Source organism: Stackebrandtia nassauensis DSM 44728, from assembly GCF_000024545.1.
In the GTDB taxonomy this organism is placed as follows: Bacteria; Actinomycetota; Actinomycetes; order Mycobacteriales; family Micromonosporaceae; genus Stackebrandtia; species Stackebrandtia nassauensis.
On sequence record NC_013947.1, the window covers coordinates 4,846,771 to 4,863,928 of the forward strand.

The following is a 17,158-nucleotide window of genomic DNA, read 5'->3' on the forward strand; positions in this document are numbered from 1 at the left end:
TTATTTGCCGCCCTCTTTGTGTCTACGGCGCATGGCCTCGTCCAGGGCCTCGGTCAACGCCTGGGCCTCCTCGGCGGTGACGGCGTCGGCGAACCGGGCCAGCGCGGCGTCGGCGTCGGGCGCGGAGTCCAGGGCCTGGCGCATCAGCGCGGCGACGTGGACCTCGCGGGCGTCGGTGGGCTGGTAGCGGTGGGCGCGGCTGGATCGGTCGCGGGTGACCAGGCCCTTGGCCTCGAGCCGTGACAGCACCGTGAGGATGGTGGTCGCGGCGAGGTCCCGGTCGGTCAGCGCGTCCCGCACCTGCCGGGCTGTCTGGGGTTCGGGATCCGACCAGAGAACTTCCATGATGGCGTGTTCGAGTTCTCCCAGCCGGGCCACGGCACACTCCTCGGTTCGCGGTTGTCTGTCCAACTTCAGCACCATTCTACCGTAAGTAGAAGTGCTGACAAATCCTGATATATCGGTATTCTTTGATCCGGTTGTATCCCCGCTTTGTGCCAGTTGGATACTCACTTCACAGGGACTTAACACCTTCCCGGGAATGCTAGTCCCAGACGTCACGTACGGGACGTGACGCCTTGACGATTTTTGGAGGGCATCAATCGTGCTAACCACCACGTTGACCGACACGGACGCCACCCCTGTCGGCGACTCCGCGTCGGCTCCAACGGATTCGGTCCGCGCCTACCTCAACGGGATCGGCAAGCACCGCCTCATCAACGCCGCCGAGGAGGTCGACCTGGCCAAGGCCATCGAGACCGGCCTGTTCGCCGAATGGCGGCTGAGTGACCCCGCACGCCCCATCGACGATCTCCAGCTGGAACGGGACCTCCGCCAGATCGTCGCCGAGGGCAGGCGCGCCAAGTCGATGCTGCTGAAGGCCAACCTGCGGCTGGTCGTCAGCATCGCCAAACGGTACGTCGGACGGGGCGTGGCACTGCTGGACCTGATTCAGGAGGGCAACCTCGGCCTGATCCGCGCCGTGGAGAAGTTCGACTACACCAAGGGCTTCAAGTTCTCCACCTACGCCACCTGGTGGATCCGCCAGGCCATCACCCGCGCCATGGCCGACCAGGCCCGCACCATCCGGGTGCCCGCCCACACCGCCGAGCAGATCAACCGGATCGCCAAGATCCGGCGCGAACTGACCGCCGAGCAGGGACGGGAACCCCGGCACGAGGAGATCGCCGAGCGGATGGGCCTGGAGCCGTACCGGGTGCTGGAACTGCTGTCCTACGACCGCGACCCGATCAGCCTGGACCAGCCGGTCAGCGACGACCGGCAGACACCGCTGTCGGACCTGGTCGCCCGCCCGGTCGACCCCGCCGCCGAACCCAACCCCGCCAACGCCCAGCTGCGTCAGGAACTGGAGCGGGCGCTGACCGACCTGCCCGCCCGGGAACGAGCGGTACTGCGGGCCCGGTTCGGCATCGACGACGGCCGCCAGCGCACCCTGGAGGAGGTCGGCGAGGAGTTGGGACTGTCGCGAGAGCGGGTGCGGCAGCTGGAGAAGCTGTCGCTGAACAAGTTGCGTGAGCCCGGAATGGCCAGGGCACTGGCCGAGTATCTGGGCTGAGAGCCGGGCCGTGCCCGCGGTCCGTCGAGAACGATGAAGTGGCGTGTGTCTTTCACGGGAAGACACACGCCGCTTTCGTTGTTATTAGGCTCGCTTGCGCGTCATCGATCTCGCCGCAGTGGCTGTCGGTGGGGCGAAGTACTATTTTCGCTGCGAGTTAAGCAGTTTGTGATTCCGCGAAGGGCGCTGCCATGACCACCGACCTTGTCGACACCACCGAGATGTACCTGCGGACCATTCTGGAGCTGGAGGAAGAGGGTGTCACGCCGCTTCGCGCGCGCATCGCCGAACGCCTGGCGCAAAGTGGCCCCACGGTGAGCCAGACCGTCGCCAGGATGCAGCGCGACGGCCTCCTCAACGTGCTGGGCGACCGCCACCTGGACCTGACCGATCTGGGCCGCGAGCGGGCGGTGTCGGTCATGCGCAAGCACCGGCTGGCCGAACTGCTGCTGGTCGACGTCATCGGCATGTCGTACGAGGACGCCCACGACGAGGCCTGTCGCTGGGAGCACGTGATGAGCGACGCCGTGGAGCAGAAGGTCTTCGAGCTGCTGAACAAGCCGACCCGCTCCCCGTACGGCAACCCGATTCCGGGGCTGGAGGCGCTGGGTTCCGACGCGGCGACCACCACCTTCGACCCCGCCGAGCGCCACCTGGCCTCGGCCGGTCTGAGCGGCTCCTTCCGGGTGACCCGGCTGTGCGAGAGCGTCCAGACCGACGCCGCGGTCCTGCACGACCTGCACTCCGCGGGCGTCAACCCGGGCGCGGTCGTGGACGTCAAGCGCCGTGACGACGTCATCGAGCTGCGGCATGACAACGTCGCCACGAGCCTGTCGGTCCAGGACGCCAGCCGCGTCTTCGTAGTACCGGCTGCCTGAGCCTGACTTCCGCTTAGATCGCCGCGAGCTGTGCCTCGGTGAGGCGCAGGTTCGCGGCGGCCATGTTCTCGGCCAGGTGCTCGGCGGACTTGGTGCCCGGGATCGGGACGATGACCGGGGAACGGTGCAGTTGCCAGGCCAGGGCCGCCTGGATGGGCGTGGCACCCAGTTCGCGGGCCAGTGCCGCGACCGGGCTGGTCGACGAGGCGTGCGAGCCGTTGGCCACCGGCAGCCACGGGATGAAGGCGATGCCGTTCTTCTCGCAGTAGTCGACGACCGCCTCGTGGCGGCGATCGGCCACATTGTAGAGATTCTGGACACTGACGATGTCGACGATGCGGCGAGCCCGTTCGATCTCGGCCACCCCGACCTCGGACAGTCCGATGTGGCGGATCATGCCGGAGTCCCGCATCTCCTTCAGCGCGCCGATCTGGTCGTCGAACGGCACCTGTGGATCGATGCGGTGCAGCTGGAATAGGTCGATGCGGTCCAGCCGCAGCCGCCGCAGACTCAGCTCGGCCTGCTGTTTGAGGTACTCCGGACGGCCCAGCGGTCGCCAGGCGCCGTCGGGCCGGGACTGGCCCGCCTTGGTGGCGATGACCAGGTTGTCCGGGTACGGGTGCAGCGCTTCGGCGAGCAGTTCCTCGTTGGCGCCGTAGCTGTAGGAGTCGGCGGTGTCGATGAGGGTGACGCCGAGTTCCAGCGCCCGCCGCGCTACCGCGATGCCGTGTTCCTTCTCGGCGGGGGTGGGCCAGCGGTCCGGGGTCAGGCGCATCGCGCCGAAGCCGAGCCGGTGCACCGGCAGGTCGCCTCCGATGTGGATCGTCTCTGAGAATTGGTTCATGCGCACTAAGCTCCCCGCAGAGGCCCCACCCGGCAATGAATTTAGTCTGTACTTAATCGATGGAGGTGCAGGTATGCGGGAGCTCGAGTTCACCGCCGCCGACGTCGCCATGACCCGGTTCGCGTTCTCCCCGTTGTGGGAACTGATCGCCAGCGTCCGGGTGCTCAAGGCCCCCCGCGAGCACGCCATCCACCGCCCCTGGCTGGAATGGGCCCGGCCCCGCATCGCCACCGCCGGACACGACTTCGGGCTGCTGTCGGACCTGGTTCCGGTGCCCACCCGGATCATCCCCGCGTTCGTGGCACCGCCCCCGCACATCACCGCCCCCGACATCGACGACGAGCTGGCGGCCATGCGCGCCGTGACGCCCGAGTCCGTGCGCGCCAACCTGGACGTGATGCCCGAGCGGCGCACCCCGCGGCTGGCCGAACTGTACGAGGACCCCGAGTCCGGGCTGCCCCGGCTGGCGGCGGTCATGGAGGCGTACTGGGAGCTGGTGCTGGCGCCGTACTGGCCCCGGATCCGGATGCTGTGCGAGGCCGACGTGATGCACCGGGCCCGCAGGCTGGCCGTCGGCGGCGCCGAGGAGCTGTTCAACGACCTGCACCCCTCGGTGTCGTGGCGCGCCGACCGGCTGCGGATCCAGCACGTGCACGCCCGGGGAAAGTCCCGCCTGGGCGGCCGGGGCCTGCTGCTGACGCCCTCGGTGTTCGTGCCCCGGGTGTTCTCGCTGTCCACCGGCGACTGGCAGCCGACGCTGCGGTACCCGCCGCGCGGCATCTCCACGCTGTGGAACCGCGAGGACGCGCTGGCGTCCGAGGCGCTCGCGGCCGTCCTGGGCCGCACCCGCGCCGAGCTGCTGTCGCGGCTGACCGCCCCGGCGTCCACCAGCGAACTGGCGCTGCGCACCGGCATCAGCCCCGGCGGGGTCTCGCAGCACCTGACCGCCCTGCACGCGGCCGGACTGGTGCAGAAACACCGCTCCGGCCGCTTCGTCCTCTACGCCCGCACCACCACCGCGGAGCGGATGCTGGCCGGGACGGAGTTATTTCTTGCCGGACGCCTTGTAGATGTCGCGCGCGACGTCGACCAGCGCGTCCACCGCGGCGTCGGCCTCGGCCGAGGCGGTGTTGGACACCGTGGTGTAGCGCAGGCTGTACATGTGGCCCTTGGTGAGCCAGCCGATCTCCACGACCGGGCCGGACTTCTCCACCGGCTTGCGCACCGCGCTGTAGGCGGCCTTGCCCAGGTCCTTGACCTCGTCGTGGTCCTTGGGCGGGATCTCCTTCTCGTAGGTCTTGGCGTCGGTGGCGGTCTTGGCCTTGGTGAGGGTGACGTCGGGGAACGAGCCCTCGGTGGTCTGGATGACGCAGCTGTTCACCACTTCGCTGCCGCCGGCCTCGGCGATCGTGAACGCCTGGCCGGTGGCCTTCTTCAGGGACGCGAAGTCGAGGTATTCGCAGATGCCGCCCGCTTCGGCGGCCTCGCCGGTGGGCGAGGCCGAGCCGGAGTCCTTGCCGGGGGTGGAGGAGGCGGCATCACTGGGGGTGGCGTCGGACGACTCCTTGGCGCCCGCGTCGCCGATGAGCCCGCAACCGGAGGTCACGGCCACCGCGGCCAGCGCCGCCGTGGCGACACCGACCTTGAGCGAACGCACCGTCTTGTGCCTTTTCAACGCTTGCACCTTCCTTGTGTGGCCGCACCAAAATACTCCTGTCGGACGAGCCGATCCAGGTGCGTGGGTCTCATTCATCACCGAGGGCGACCGGCCGGGCCGGGTCGGCGACCCAGTGGCTCCAGGAACCGATGTACACCGCCGGGGTGTCCAGGCCCGCGGCCGTCATGGCCAGGGCGGTGCGGGCGGCGGTGACGCCGGAGCCGCAGTACACGCCGACCTCGCCGTCGAAGCGGCGGTAGGTCTCGGCGAGTTCGCCGGGCGCGCGGAAGCCGTGGTCGGGCGCCATCGTGTCGCCCGCGGGCGCGTTGACGGCGGCGGGGATGTGCCCGGCGACCGGGTCGATGGGTTCGGTCTCGCCCCGGTACCGCTCGGGGGTGCGCACGTCCAGCAGGGTGCCGGTGCGGGCCAGTGCGGCGGCCGCGGCGCTGTCGAGTTCGGGCAGCCCGCCGGGGGTGACGTCGAAGTCGGAGGCCGCGACGTCGGAGGTCTCGGCGGTGACCGGGCCGCCTTCGGCCTGCCAGGCGGCGAAGCCGCCGTCCAGGACCCGCACGTCCTGCACCCCGGCCCAGCGCAGCGTCCACCAGGTGCGGGCGGCGGCCAGCATGTCGCCGCCGTCGTAGACGACGACCGGGCCGGTGCGGGTCACGCCCGCCGAGCGCAGCACCGCCCGCAGTGCGTCGGGTTCGGGCAGCGGGTGCCGTCCGCCGGGTCCGGGTGGGCCGCACAGGTCGGCGTCCAGGTCGAGGAACACGGCGCCGGGCAGGTGTCCGGCCTGGTAACCGTCCCGGTCGGCGCCCGCGGCCAGGCTCCACCTGACGTCGAGCACGGTCGGTGCCTGGGTTTCCAGCAGTTCGCGCAGCTGTCCGGCGGTCATCAACGGCATGGGTGACATTGTTGCGGATAACAGCAGGTGCGCGTTCGGCGCGGCGGCCGCTTCGGCCAGGTGCGACAGCTGGACCAGTTCGACCCTGGCTTCGGCCAGCAGCCGCAGGCCCTTGGGCTGGACGAAGGTGTCGGGTTCGCGCCACGCGTACACCACCCGGGGAACGCGGGCGGCGATGATGAGCTCGGCGCAGCTGACCGGACGCGAGGCACGCTGACCGCACGGTTCCAGCGAACTGTAGACGGTCGCCCCGCTCAGATCCTGGTCGAGTTTGGACAGCGCGGCCTCCTCGGCGTGGTCGTGCGGGTCGGTCTCGCGCGAGTAGCCGGTGGCCAGCACCCGGCCGTCGGCGACGATGACCGCGCCGACGCTGAAGGCGGTGTCCGAGGGCGGGCATTTCGCGGCCAGCGCGATGGCCTGGCGCAGCCAGTGTTCGTCAGCCATGGGCGTCCAATGAGTAGTGCAGGACGGCCATGTCGCCGAGGTGCTCGACCTCGTACAGCCGCATCCGGTGCTGGCCGTCGTGCGGGAACTTCCCCGGTTCGGTGAACCGGGGCGCGGCGGCGTCGCCGACGAAGAACGGGGCCACGGCCAGCCGCAGTTCGTCGGCCAGGCCCTGGGTCAGGAACTGGGTGTGCACCGAGCCGCCGCCTTCGACCATGAGCCGCCGGACGCCGAGGTTCCACAGTGTCTGGAGGATCTCGGCGAGTCCGGCCCCGGCGGGCAGCGACTGGACTTCGGCGCGCTCGCCCAGCCGTCGCCGCAGCTCCTCGGCGACCGGCGGCGGGCACAGCACCAGCGGTGCCGCGCCGGTGGTGAAGAACCGGGAGGCGGGGTCGAGGTCGCCGGTGGCGGTGAGGGTGACCTTGCGGGGCTGCGGGCCGTCGACGGCGCGCAGGCTGGGGTTGTCGCGGCGGACGGTCTCGGCGCCGACCAGGATCGCGTCGTAGTGGCCACGCAGCTGCCGGACCCGGTTGAGGTCCTCGTCGTTGGACAGCACCAGCCGGGTCGCGGTGGCGTCGTCGAGATAACCGTCCAGCGACATCGCCGCCGACAGCAATACCCAGGGGCGTCTTACGGTCACCCCGGGGATTCTACGAGGCAGCCTGCTGCCACATCCGGGCACGCGGATTTCGCCCGATATATCGGAATTGTCGTATGGCTTGCCGCGCTTGAAGATCGCTGGCAGGCGGTCATTGTCCCGCGCGGCTACGATGTGATGGAAATCTACTGTGAAGGAGGGCTAGTGACAGCCGTGCCCACGACCGGCGCCGGGACCAGCCACTCCCCTACCCCCGGACCGTCCATTCCCGAACCCGCCACCCGGGAACGCGGTCTCGCCGGAACCTCCGGACGGCTGCTGCGAAACACCCCCGGACGATTCACGATCGCCCTCGTGGCGATGCTGTCCTTCATCTCCGTGTTCGGTATCGCGGCCATCACCGACACCTCCAGCCGCTCCATCTCCATCGACGAGGCCTCGGGGCAACAGGGCCGGATGGCGATCGCGGCCTTCGACATGTACCGGTCGCTGTCGGACGCCGACGCGGCCATCACCGCGACCTTCCTGCCCGGACAGTCCGAACGCGCCGACCTCAACAAGGACTACCAGACCGGCGTCAGAAGCGCCTCCACCGCGGTCACGACGCTGTCGGCGCAGGCGGCCAACAAGAAACAGGCCGACCTGGTGGCCGAGCTGTCGGCGGCCATGCCCATCTACACCGGACTGGTGGAGACCGCCCGCTCCTACCACCGGCAGGGGCTGCCGCTGGGACTGGCTTATCTGCGCGACGCCTCGGCGCTGGCGCAGGAGGACATGCTGCCGAAGCTGAAGAAGCTGCAGTCGACGTCGATGTCGGAACTGGGCGGCGCCAAGGACGACGCGGCCGGGTTCCCGTGGATCGCCACGGTGCTGGGCGTCGGGGCGCTGGCGGTGCTGGGCTACGCGCAGTGGCGGGTCGCCAAGCGCACCAACCGGGTCCTCAACATCGGCATGGCCACCGCGACCGTCCTGATGCTGGTCATGGGCGGCTGGTCGGTGGTGTCGTGGGTCAACGCCGCCGGGCACATCGAGACCGGCCACGACAGCGGAACCCAGCCGCTGTCGCTGCTGTCGCAGGCGCACATCGACGTGCAGCGGGCCCGCAGCGACGAGGCGCTGACCCTGATCGCGCAGGGCGGCAACGTCGACTACGAGGCCGAGTACAAGGACATCATGAAACGGCTGCTCGGCGAGAACGGGACGCTGGCCCAACTGGACAAGAGCTACGACGACGCGCGACTGTCGGAATACGTGGACAAGGCCAGGACCGCCGCCGAGGAGTGGAACGACGCGCACAAGACGCTGCGGGAGGCCGACGACAAGGGCGACTTCGCCACGGCGGTCGAATCGGCCACCGGTGACGAGGACGGCCAGGCCGGTAAGGCGTTCAACGCCCTCGACGACGTTCTGACCTCGGCCAACGCCCGCGCCGCCGAGCACTTCACTCGCGAGACCGAGGCGGCGGGCAACGCCCTTTACCTGACGGTGCCGGGCTTCGCCGTGCTGACGGTGGTCGCGATGATCGCCGCCGCGGCCGGAATCCAGCGACGCATTTCGGAGTATCGATGACTGTTCAAATCTCCCGGATCAGGGTGACGGCGCTCGCTGCCGTCGCGGTTCTCGCGCTGGGTGTCAGCGGGTGCGCCGTCAGCGACGACAACTACTCGGTGTCCACACCGGACGTCGCCAACCAGCCGCAGGGCGTGCAGGACCCGGCGCAGCTGCCGGAGGCGACGAGGCCGGACGAGAGCTGCGAGCCGCTGAAGAGCTACGACCCCAGCGGCAGCAAGAGCTCCGACGACATCAAGCGGATCGTCGACGCGGGCGTGCTGAAGGTCGGCGTCGACCAGACCACCAACCTGATGGGTTACCGCGACCCCGCCTCGGGCAACATGAAGGGCTTCGACGTCGCGATCGCCCGCGAGATCGCCAAGGAACTGCTGGGCGACGAGGACAAGATCCAGTTCGTCACCATGAACTCCAAGGGCCGCATCCCGGCGCTGAAGGAGCGCAAGGTGGACCTGGTGGTGCGCACCATGACGATGAACTGCGACCGCTGGAAGGACATCGGGTTCTCCGCGGAGTACTACACCGCGCACCAGCGGGTGCTGGTGCCGTCCTCGGCCTCCGACGACATCGACGACCTCAAGGGCGAGAAGGTGTGCGCCGCCGAGGACTCGACCTCGCTGAACCGGATCCGCGACGACCTGAAGGCCAAGCCGGTCTCGGCCCGCGAGTGGACCGACTGCATGATCCTGTTGCAGCAGGGCGATGTGGCGGCGATGTCCACCGACGACACGATCCTGGCCGGGATGGCCGCCCAGGACCCCAACACGAAGGTGATCGGCAAGGACCTGTCCGACGAGCCCTACGGCATCGGCGCGAACAAAGAGGACGTCGGGCTGATCAAGTTCGTCAACAAGACCCTTGAGGACATGGGCGACGACGGCACCTGGGGCGACATCTACGGCGAGTACCTCGAAGAGCCGCTGGGCAAGGGCAAGCAGCCCAAACCCAAGTACGGCAGGAAAGAGTGATGACCGGCCAGCGGCTCGAGCAGCGTGCCGCCTCGATGCTCGCGGCCTACCAGCGCATCGCGGCCAAGATGTACACGTTGGACTCGCACGCGGGTCGCCGGTTCCTCAAGGACGAGCAGCTGTCGGGAGCGACGGCCGACATCGCGGGGCGGGTCAACGCGCGGGCGGCGGTGCTGTGGTCGCGGTTCGACGAGTTGCGGCGGCTGTCGGACCAGATCCCGACCGACGTGGACGGTCTGGGTGACACGGCGCGGGCGAAGCTGGAGGCGTTGCTGGGCAGTGAATGCGTCAAGCTGGACGCCTCCGGGGTGCCCGCGCTGGCCTCGGGCGACGCGGTGACCACCGAATCGTCGCTGTCGGCGTTCGCGGACGACATCGAGGCCGAGTGCGCCGAGCTGCTGCGACTGTGCTCCGAAGTGGACGACGCCTGCGGCGTCGTCGCGGACGCGATCGCGGAGGTCACAGGGAGCCTGGAGGACGTAACCGCCCGCGCCGAAACACTTGGCATGGCGGGCAACGCCACCCTGGCCGAACTGCGCGCGGACCGCTCGTCGCTGCTGGAGACCACGCTGTCCGACCCCGCCTCGGCAGTCGACGATTTGGCCGGGCTCGCCGAGCTGTCGCGCCGGATCGGCGAGTTCGGGCAGCGGCTGGCGTCCCTGGAAGCCGTCGCCCGCGATTTTCCGGCCCGGCTGTCGGCGCTGCGCGCCGACCTGGCCGAGCTCGGCGAGGCCGAGGACCGCACCGCCCAGACCTGCGCGTTGGCCGTCGAGAAGATCCTGGACCCCGCACCGCCCCGGTTCACCCCGCAGGCCGCGACGCTGTCGAACGCCTTGCGGGAGTTGGGCGAGACGGCCGCCGACAGTGATCGCCACAGCCTCGCCGCGCGGCTGTCGGAGCTGACCTCCCGCGTCGAGGAGGCCATCCGACAGTGCCGCCGGGTCGCCGACACCGCCGAGGCACTGCTGGACCGGCGCGCCGAGCTGCGCGGTCGGCTGGCCGCCTACAGCCGCAAGGCCGCCCGCCTCGGGGTGATCGAGGAGCCGCGAGTCGCGGCCTCGGCGGCCACGGCCCGGGAGCTGTTGTCGTTGGCGCCGTGTGACCTTCGCTCGGCCACCAGCGCCGTGCGTCAGTTTCAGCAAGAGATTTCCGGAGCACAGGAGGCACCGGCGTGAACTCGAGTCCCTGCACTCAGCCAGGCTGTTCCGGTTCCTACGGGCCCGAGGGCTACTGCGACGTGTGCGGTTCCCGCAACCCGCAGGCCGTCGCGCCGCAGCCCACGTCGGCGCCGCCGGTGTCGGGCGCTCCGGTGTCCGCGCAGCAGGTGTCGGCCCCGCCCACCTCGGCCCCGCCCAGCACAGTCTCCAGTGGACCGGTGACGGCGGCGGGTTCGCAGGCGACCCAGACCTCGGGTTCCCGGGCCACCCGCGCCACCGGCACCCAGCCGTTCTCCTCGACCAGCCGCTCCCGGTTCGGCGGCGGTATGACCGACATCCCGCCGGTGCCGATCCGCGATCCCAACGAGGCGGTGCTCGACAACCCGCAGGTTCCCGAGCACAAGCGCAACTGCTCCAAGTGCCACAAGCCCGTCGGGCGCACCGGACCCGACGGCAAACCCGGTCGCACCCAGGGGTTCTGCCCGCACTGCCGCAACCGGTTCTCGTTCGTGCCCAGCCTGGTGCAGGGCGACATGGTGGCCGGACGCTACGAGATCCTGGGCGCGATGGCCCACGGTGGGCTGGGCTGGATCTATCTGGCCCGGGACAAGAACATCGGCGACGACGTCGCCGAACGCTGGGTCGTCCTGAAGGGACTCATCGACTCCAGCGACCCCGACGCCATCGACTCGGCCATCGCCGAGCGGCGGTTCCTGGCCGCCCTGGACCACCCCAACATCGTCCAGATCTACGACTTCGTCCGGCATCCCGACCCGCGCACCAACGAGCCGCTCAGCTACATCGTGATGGAGTACGTCCCCGGCAAGTCGCTGCGGGACCTGCGCAAGGAGTACGTCGACGAGACCGGCGTCCACTCGCCGCTGCCGCTGTCGCAGGTGCTGACGTACCTGGTGGAGATCCTGCCCGCCCTGGGCTACCTGCACGGCCAGGGACTGCTGTTCTGCGACTTCAAGCCCGACAACGTCATCCACGTCGAGTCCTGGCTCAAGCTGATCGACCTGGGCGCGGTGCGCCGCCTCGACGACGACGAGTCGGCGGTGTTCGGCACCCCCGGCTACGCGGTGTCCGACGACGAGATCATCAACCACGGGCCGTCGATCTCCTCGGATCTGTACACTGTGGCGCGTTCGGCGGCGGTGCTGTCCTTCGAGTTCGGCAACTTCTCGCGCGGCGAGTTCCGCAACAAACTGCCCGGCCCGCAGACGCAGCCGCTGCTGGCCCGGTTCGAGTCGTACCGGCGGTTCCTGGAACGGGCCACCGATCCCGAGCCGTCGCGCCGGTTCGCCACCGCCGCGGAGATGCGCGAGCAGCTCATCGGGGTGCGCCAGGAGGTGCTCAGCCTGGAGCGGGCCTACCCGCACGGCAACTCCTCGGTGCTGTTCACGCCCGAACAGCGGCACTTCGGGGTGCCCGACGCCCGCACCGGCGAGTTCACCGCGCCGCGCGGCCCCGACATCGCCACCGCGCTGCCCTACCCGTTCGTCGACAGCGACGACCCCTCGGCGGGTTTCCTGGCGACCCTGTCGGCCACCGACCCGATGGACATCCTGTACGAGCTGCAGAACGCGCCGGAGAACTCCGCCGAGGTGCGGCTGCGGCGGGTGCGCGCCAACATCGCCTACGGCAACCTGAAAGCCGCGGGCATGAACCTGGACCAGTACGCCGAGACCGGAACCGGCGACTGGCGCATCACCTGGTGGCGCGGCGTCATCGGGTTGCTGTCGGACAACCCGGCCGAGGCGCGCGGGCACTTCGACGCCCTGTACAGCCATCTGCCCGGTGAGATCGCGCCGATGCTGGCGCTGGCGGCGGCCTGCGAACTGTCCGGCGACACCACCGCGGCCCTGGGCCTGTACTCGCGGATCTGGCAGACCGACCGCCGTTACGTGTCCGCCGCGTTCGGGCAGTCGCGGCTTTTGGCCCGCGACGGTCACGCCGACCCGGCGATCCACGTCCTGGACGCGGTTCCCGATTCGTCCAGTCAGTACACCACCGCCAAGGTGGCGACGATCGCGTTGCGGCTGGCCAGCGCCGCCGGACCCGACTTCGTCCGCGACGCCGCGCAGCGGCTGACCGGGCTGGACCTGCCCGAGCACCACCATCATCTGCTGCGGGCCCGCATCCTGCTGGCCTGTCTGCGGCATGTCAACGGCGCCCAAGGCGTCCCGTCACCGCCTATCCTGGAGCACCCCCTGGAGGAGAAGGCACTGCGGTTCGGCTTGGAGGAGACGTACCGGCGGCTGGCTCGTACCAGCTCGGCGCGTGATGACCGGATTCGCTTCATCGACGAGGCGAATAAGATCCGACCGTGGACGATGGTGTAACGATGAACAGCAGCCCGACCTGCCCCGTATGCGACGCTCCGGCCGCGCCGGACCACCTGGTGTGCGAGGCCTGCGGAAGCGACCTGGACCAATCGGGCTCGCCGGGGCACTGGATGTCCTCGGCCTCGCAGACCTCCGCCTGCGCCGACTGCGGCAGTTCCGACCTGGACGCCAAGGGTTACTGCGGCAACTGCGGTCGTCGCCAGAATCCCACCGCCGACCGCACCCAGCTGGACCTGACCCGGATCGGCGCCGCCACCGACTTCGGCAAACGGCACCACTACAACCAGGACGCGCTGGCCATCGGCCGCTACGACGGCACCAGTGTCGCGGTGGTGTGCGACGGCGTGTCCTCGTCCACCTTCGGGGAGCTGGCGGCGCTGGCGGCCAGCGAGGCGGCCGTCGCCGAGATCCTGAACTCGTTGGCGGACAAGCACACCCCGGCCGAGGCCAGCCACGCCGGAGTGGTCGCCGGTGCCGCCGCGGCCGCCCGCGCGGGCAGCGGGCTTGAGGACAATCCGCCCAGCTGCACCTACGTGTCGGCCGTCGTCAACGACAGCGAGATCGAGGTGACCTGGGTCGGCGACTCGCGCGCCTACTGGGTGTCGGGCGACTACGCCGAATGCCTCACCGTCGACGACTCCTATGTGGGCAGACTGCGGGCGATCGACGCCCCGGCCGACGACCCGCGCTACCACACGCCCTACGCGCACGCCCTGCTCGCGTGGCTGGGCGCCGACTCCCCCGAGCTGAAACCCAACACCCACACCTACATCCCGGACGGCCCGGGGCTGCTGATCGTGTGCTCCGACGGCCTGTCGTGCTACATGAACGAACCGGCCGACCTGCTGCCGCTGCCCGCCGGTGACCCGGTCGACATGGCCACCGCGCTGACCGAACGCGCCCGTGACCAGGGCGGCAAGGACAACATCTCGGTGGCCATCGCGAAGTTCCCGGCCGGGGGCGAGGTGGCGATGCCCGGCGACGCCACCGTCCGGCTGGCGAGAGGCTCCACGGGATGACCGGATTCAGCATCGACATCGACCACAACGAATATCTCAGCGAGGGTGACACGATCGTCGACGCGATCGTGACCGTCACCTCCGCCGGGAACGGCTCGGGCACGGTCACCGCCGACGCCGCCGATTTCGCGCAGGTCATCATGGTCGACTGCTCCGGCTCCATGACCGGTTCCCGCATCGCCGAAGCGAAACGCGCCACCATCGCCGCCATCGAGTCCCTGGACGAGGGCTGCCGGTTCGCGATCGTCAAGGGCACCGACGAGGCCCAGATGGTGTACCCCGACGACGAGACCACCGCCGTAGTGAAGTCCAGCACCCGCAGCGCCGCCGTCAAACGGGTCCAGATCCTGCGGGCCGGTGGCGGCACCGCGATGGGCACCTGGCTGGCGAAGACCTCCCGGATCCTGTCCGGCACCGACGCCGCCGTCAAGTACGGGCTGCTGTTGACCGACGGCCGCAACCAGCACGAGACCGAGGAGGAACTGCGCGAGCACCTCGACGACTGCGAGGGCGTCTTCACCTGCGACGCCTGCGGCATCGGCGAGGACTGGAGCGCCACCGAGGTGCGGCACATCGCCGACACCCTGCTGGGCGAGGCCAACGGCCTGCCCGAGCCGCGTGAGTGGGTGGAACGGTTCACTCAGCTGACGAACGGGGCCCGCGCCAAGACCCTCGCCGACGTGAACCTGCGGGTGTTCACCCCGGCCCGCAACCGGATCCGTTTCGTCAAGCAGATGAGCCCGCACATCAGCGACCTGACCTCGCGCCGCCGCGAACTCGACGACAAGACCGGCGACTACCCCACCGGCTCCTGGGGAGCCGAGGCCCGCGAGTTCCACATCAGCGTCGAGGTGCCGCCGATCCAGGTCGGCGACGACCGGCTCGCGGCCCGGGTGTCGGCGATGTCCGGCGACACCGAACTGATCCGGCACATGGTCACCGCCCGCTGGACCGGCGACCAGATGCTGTCGACCCGCATCAACCCCAAGGTGGCGCTCCACACCGGACAGGCCGAGCTGGCTCGGGCGATCCAGGAGGGCGTCGCCGCCGCCCGGTCCGGCGACACCGACACCGCTACCGACAGACTCGGCCGCGCCGTCGCCCTGGCGGCCGAGGCCGGTAACGACAACACCGCCCGGCTGTTGGCCAAGGTCGTGGAGGTGGATCCGGACACCGGCACCGTCCAGATGAAATCGGCCGTCAGCTCCGTCGACCTGGAAATGGCCGATGTGGAGTCGGTGAAGACGGTGACGGTCCGTAAGTCCAGTAAGTAGCGCGAGAACCGCACGGGAGCCCACATGAAGACCTGCCCCAACCGCCATTCGGTGCACGATCACCTCGAGTACTGCGAGGAATGCGGCAGCCGGGTCGAATCGACTCCCACCAGGCTGTTCCAGCCCGCGCCGCCACCGCCCCCGCAGCAGCAGGTGCAGCTGTGGACCTGCTCGCACTGCCACACCCAGCAGGGGCTGAGCCGCTACTGCGAGGCCTGCGGCGAACCCAATCCGCGCCACCCCGAGTACGCGGACGAACCCACCGACGAGATCGAGCAGCAGTACCGCGCCCCCGAACCGCCGCCGCCACCGCCGATGGCCACGGCGCGGATCACGGTCACGGCCACCGCCGATCGGGCGTTCTTCGACCGGATGCAGTCCCACGACGGCCCCGACGCGGGCACGCTGATGTTCCCGGCGGTGTATCCGCCCCGGACCTTCACACTGGAGCGTCCGCAGATCTTCATCGGACGCCGCAGCCGTTCCCGGGGCATCGAACCCGACATCGACCTGTCCGGCGCCCCGGAGGACTCGGGTGTGTCACACGCGCACGCCGCGATCATCAACGCCGAGGGCCGCTGGTGCGTCGTCGACGTCGGCTCGTCCAACGGCACCTACCTCAACATGGCGCCCGAACCGATTCCGGCCAACACACCGACCCTGCTCAACCACGGCGACCGGATCCACCTGGGGGCCTGGACGACGCTGACGGTCAGCTTCGGCTGAACTAGGACACGCTGCCGATCAGCCCTGAGTGGTAGTCCTGGTACAGCTTCGTCACTTCGGGGTTCGACACCCGCAGGATCACCTCGTCGTTGGTCTCCAGCGAGGTCCCGGTCAGGTTGTGGGAACCGGAGAACGTGACCTCGTCCCACTTGCCCAGGTACTTGGCGTCCACGATGAACAGTTTGTTGTGGGACTTGGCGACGGTCACCACCTTGGACTTGGTGAGGCCACCGGCCTCCACCCAGGCTTCGGTGTCGGTGTTCTCGACGATGACGCGCACGTCGCAGCCCATACCCTCCAGCGCGTTGAGCCGGTCGCGGATCCCGACGCGCGGTGAGGTGAACAGGCTCGCCGACACCCACACGGTGTTGTCGGCGTCGCCGTCACCGTCCCCGTCGGCGGAGCAGTCGGTGATGCTGTCGAGCATCCACAGCATGTTGTCGCCCTTGCGCGGGTACGCGTATCCGGCGGCCCCGGAGTCGCCGACGATCTGCTTGTCGCCGTCGCCCCAGGTGGTGCCGTCGTGGGTCCAGGACTGGGCGTTCATCCGTTCCCAGAAGCCGAGGTAGAACCCGTACAGCTTCGCGTCGTTGTCCACCTTGAGCAGGTTGTTGAACAGCGTCGTCTGGGTGGTGGTCATGTTGGACGAGGTCACCACCACCGACTTGGTCCCGCCGATCTCGGACAGGAAGTACTTGGTGTGGTTGATGTTCGTGCCCAGGCAGGCCGGGTCGCAGTTCGTCACCGGCACCTTCCCGGCGGTCAGCGTCGAGTACCCGCCGGTGTTGTCCTGTTTGTTCACACCGTCGAGCACGACCTTGACGTCAACGCCCCGGTCCTTGGCGGCCACCAGTTCGGCGGCCAGTTCCTTGCGGGTCCAGGTGTACATGGCGACCCGGATCGAGTCGCCCTCCTTGGCCGAGGCGGTCAGCTCGCGCAACCGGTTCTCGATCAGTTTGTCCGAGCCACCGTCGGCGGTGGTCGGATCGGACAGACACACCTCGATGTCTCCGTGCGTACTGCACCCCTTGGGGATGGCGCGCGGAGCGGTGGTCTCGGGTTCCTCGGCGTTGGCGGCCACGGCGGGAGCCAGCACGGCACCCGTGGCGACGAGAGCGAAGGCGGATAGGGCTGTCCAGAAGCGACGATTCATGAGCTTGTCCTTGGGGGCACAGGGACACCGGACAAGCAACGAT

15 protein-coding genes and 1 pseudogene are annotated in these 17,158 nt (G+C 69.4%); 10 read left to right on the forward strand and 6 right to left on the reverse strand.

Going from position 1 to position 17,158, the window contains the following annotated elements; all coding sequences use genetic code 11:
- Positions 1-378 (reverse strand): BlaI/MecI/CopY family transcriptional regulator, encoded by a 378-nt coding sequence (locus SNAS_RS22440; protein WP_013019760.1) that lies wholly within the window; start codon positions 376-378, stop codon positions 1-3.
- A 226-nt stretch (positions 379-604) separates the two neighbouring features.
- On the opposite strand from SNAS_RS22440, the gene SNAS_RS22445 reads away from it, so the two are divergent.
- A complete protein-coding gene (locus SNAS_RS22445; protein ID WP_013019761.1) occupies positions 605-1,576 on the forward strand; it encodes a sigma-70 family RNA polymerase sigma factor in 972 nt (323 codons plus the stop codon).
- Positions 1,577-1,767: 191 nt separating this feature from the next.
- Positions 1,768-2,454, forward strand: coding sequence for an iron-dependent transcriptional repressor DtxR (locus SNAS_RS22450; protein WP_013019762.1), 687 nt, complete (start codon positions 1,768-1,770; stop codon positions 2,452-2,454).
- Between the two features lie 13 nt (positions 2,455-2,467).
- Here SNAS_RS22450 and SNAS_RS22455 read toward each other — a convergent pair whose 3' ends face one another.
- Positions 2,468-3,298, reverse strand: a complete 831-nt coding sequence (locus SNAS_RS22455; protein WP_041625116.1) for an aldo/keto reductase — start codon at positions 3,296-3,298, stop codon at positions 2,468-2,470.
- 397 nt (positions 3,299-3,695) lie between these two features.
- Here SNAS_RS22455 and SNAS_RS37750 point away from each other — a divergent pair.
- Positions 3,696-4,262 (forward strand): annotated as a pseudogene (locus SNAS_RS37750) (ArsR/SmtB family transcription factor); the annotation flags it as partial.
- Positions 4,263-4,343: 81 nt separating this feature from the next.
- Here SNAS_RS37750 and SNAS_RS35925 read toward each other — a convergent pair.
- The 3 genes from SNAS_RS35925 to SNAS_RS22480 form a co-directional block, all read right to left on the reverse strand.
- The gene (locus tag SNAS_RS35925) at positions 4,344-4,973 is read right to left on the reverse strand and encodes a hypothetical protein (RefSeq protein ID WP_169313829.1); all 630 of its coding nucleotides are present in this window, start codon (positions 4,971-4,973) and stop codon (positions 4,344-4,346) included.
- 70 nt (positions 4,974-5,043) lie between these two features.
- A complete protein-coding gene (locus SNAS_RS35930; protein WP_013019765.1) occupies positions 5,044-6,303 on the reverse strand; it encodes a rhodanese-like domain-containing protein in 1,260 nt (419 codons plus the stop codon).
- A complete protein-coding gene (locus SNAS_RS22480; RefSeq protein WP_052305311.1) occupies positions 6,296-6,904 on the reverse strand; it encodes a RibD family protein in 609 nt (202 codons plus the stop codon). The genes SNAS_RS35930 and SNAS_RS22480 overlap by 8 nt, the downstream gene beginning before the upstream one ends.
- A gap of 201 nt (positions 6,905-7,105) precedes the next feature.
- Here SNAS_RS22480 and SNAS_RS22485 point away from each other — a divergent pair, with 201 nt between their 5' ends.
- The 7 genes from SNAS_RS22485 to SNAS_RS22515 are packed head-to-tail and all read left to right on the forward strand — an operon-like array spanning position 7,106 to position 15,962.
- Positions 7,106-8,470 carry a hypothetical protein gene (locus tag SNAS_RS22485; protein WP_013019767.1) on the forward strand — a complete coding sequence of 455 codons (1,365 nt, stop codon included), beginning with the start codon at positions 7,106-7,108 and terminating at the stop codon, positions 8,468-8,470.
- Entirely contained in the window at positions 8,467-9,438 is a 972-nt protein-coding gene (locus SNAS_RS22490; RefSeq protein ID WP_013019768.1) for a glutamate ABC transporter substrate-binding protein, read from the forward strand. Before SNAS_RS22485 ends, SNAS_RS22490 begins: the two co-directional genes overlap by 4 nt.
- A complete protein-coding gene (locus SNAS_RS33125; protein ID WP_013019769.1) occupies positions 9,438-10,613 on the forward strand; it encodes a hypothetical protein in 1,176 nt (391 codons plus the stop codon). The genes SNAS_RS22490 and SNAS_RS33125 overlap by 1 nt, the downstream gene beginning before the upstream one ends.
- Entirely contained in the window at positions 10,610-12,940 is a 2,331-nt protein-coding gene (locus tag SNAS_RS22500) for a serine/threonine-protein kinase (RefSeq protein ID WP_013019770.1), read from the forward strand. The genes SNAS_RS33125 and SNAS_RS22500 overlap by 4 nt, the downstream gene beginning before the upstream one ends.
- 2 nt (positions 12,941-12,942) lie before the next feature.
- Positions 12,943-13,962 carry a protein phosphatase 2C domain-containing protein gene (locus tag SNAS_RS22505; RefSeq protein WP_013019771.1) on the forward strand — a complete coding sequence of 340 codons (1,020 nt, stop codon included), beginning with the start codon at positions 12,943-12,945 and terminating at the stop codon, positions 13,960-13,962.
- The gene (locus SNAS_RS22510; protein WP_013019772.1) at positions 13,959-15,236 is read left to right on the forward strand and encodes a VWA domain-containing protein; all 1,278 of its coding nucleotides are present in this window, start codon (positions 13,959-13,961) and stop codon (positions 15,234-15,236) included. The genes SNAS_RS22505 and SNAS_RS22510 overlap by 4 nt, the downstream gene beginning before the upstream one ends.
- Before the next feature lie 24 nt (positions 15,237-15,260).
- The gene (locus tag SNAS_RS22515; RefSeq protein ID WP_013019773.1) at positions 15,261-15,962 is read left to right on the forward strand and encodes an FHA domain-containing protein; all 702 of its coding nucleotides are present in this window, start codon (positions 15,261-15,263) and stop codon (positions 15,960-15,962) included.
- Position 15,963: 1 nt separating this feature from the next.
- On the opposite strand, the gene SNAS_RS22520 is transcribed toward SNAS_RS22515, so the two are convergent.
- Positions 15,964-17,115, reverse strand: a complete 1,152-nt coding sequence (locus tag SNAS_RS22520; RefSeq protein ID WP_013019774.1) for a phospholipase D-like domain-containing protein — start codon at positions 17,113-17,115, stop codon at positions 15,964-15,966.
- Between the last annotated feature and the right edge of the window lie 43 nt (positions 17,116-17,158).

What these genes read in the sequence shown, in the direction of transcription:
- SNAS_RS22450 (WP_013019762.1), top strand. Translation starts at nt 1,768, where the DNA reads ATGACCACCGACCTTGTCGACACCACCGAGATGTACCTGCGGACCATT.
- SNAS_RS22455 (WP_041625116.1), bottom strand. Translation starts at nt 3,298, where the DNA reads ATGAACCAATTCTCAGAGACGATCCACATCGGAGGCGACCTGCCGGTG.
- SNAS_RS35930 (WP_013019765.1), bottom strand. Translation starts at nt 6,303, where the DNA reads ATGGCTGACGAACACTGGCTGCGCCAGGCCATCGCGCTGGCCGCGAAA.
- SNAS_RS22480 (WP_052305311.1), bottom strand. Translation starts at nt 6,904, where the DNA reads ATGTCGCTGGACGGTTATCTCGACGACGCCACCGCGACCCGGCTGGTG.
- SNAS_RS22490 (WP_013019768.1), top strand. Translation starts at nt 8,467, where the DNA reads ATGACTGTTCAAATCTCCCGGATCAGGGTGACGGCGCTCGCTGCCGTC.
- SNAS_RS33125 (WP_013019769.1), top strand. Translation starts at nt 9,438, where the DNA reads ATGACCGGCCAGCGGCTCGAGCAGCGTGCCGCCTCGATGCTCGCGGCC.
- SNAS_RS22505 (WP_013019771.1), top strand. Translation starts at nt 12,943, where the DNA reads ATGAACAGCAGCCCGACCTGCCCCGTATGCGACGCTCCGGCCGCGCCG.
- SNAS_RS22510 (WP_013019772.1), top strand. Translation starts at nt 13,959, where the DNA reads ATGACCGGATTCAGCATCGACATCGACCACAACGAATATCTCAGCGAG.
- SNAS_RS22515 (WP_013019773.1), top strand. Translation starts at nt 15,261, where the DNA reads ATGAAGACCTGCCCCAACCGCCATTCGGTGCACGATCACCTCGAGTAC.
- SNAS_RS22520 (WP_013019774.1), bottom strand. Translation starts at nt 17,115, where the DNA reads ATGAATCGTCGCTTCTGGACAGCCCTATCCGCCTTCGCTCTCGTCGCC.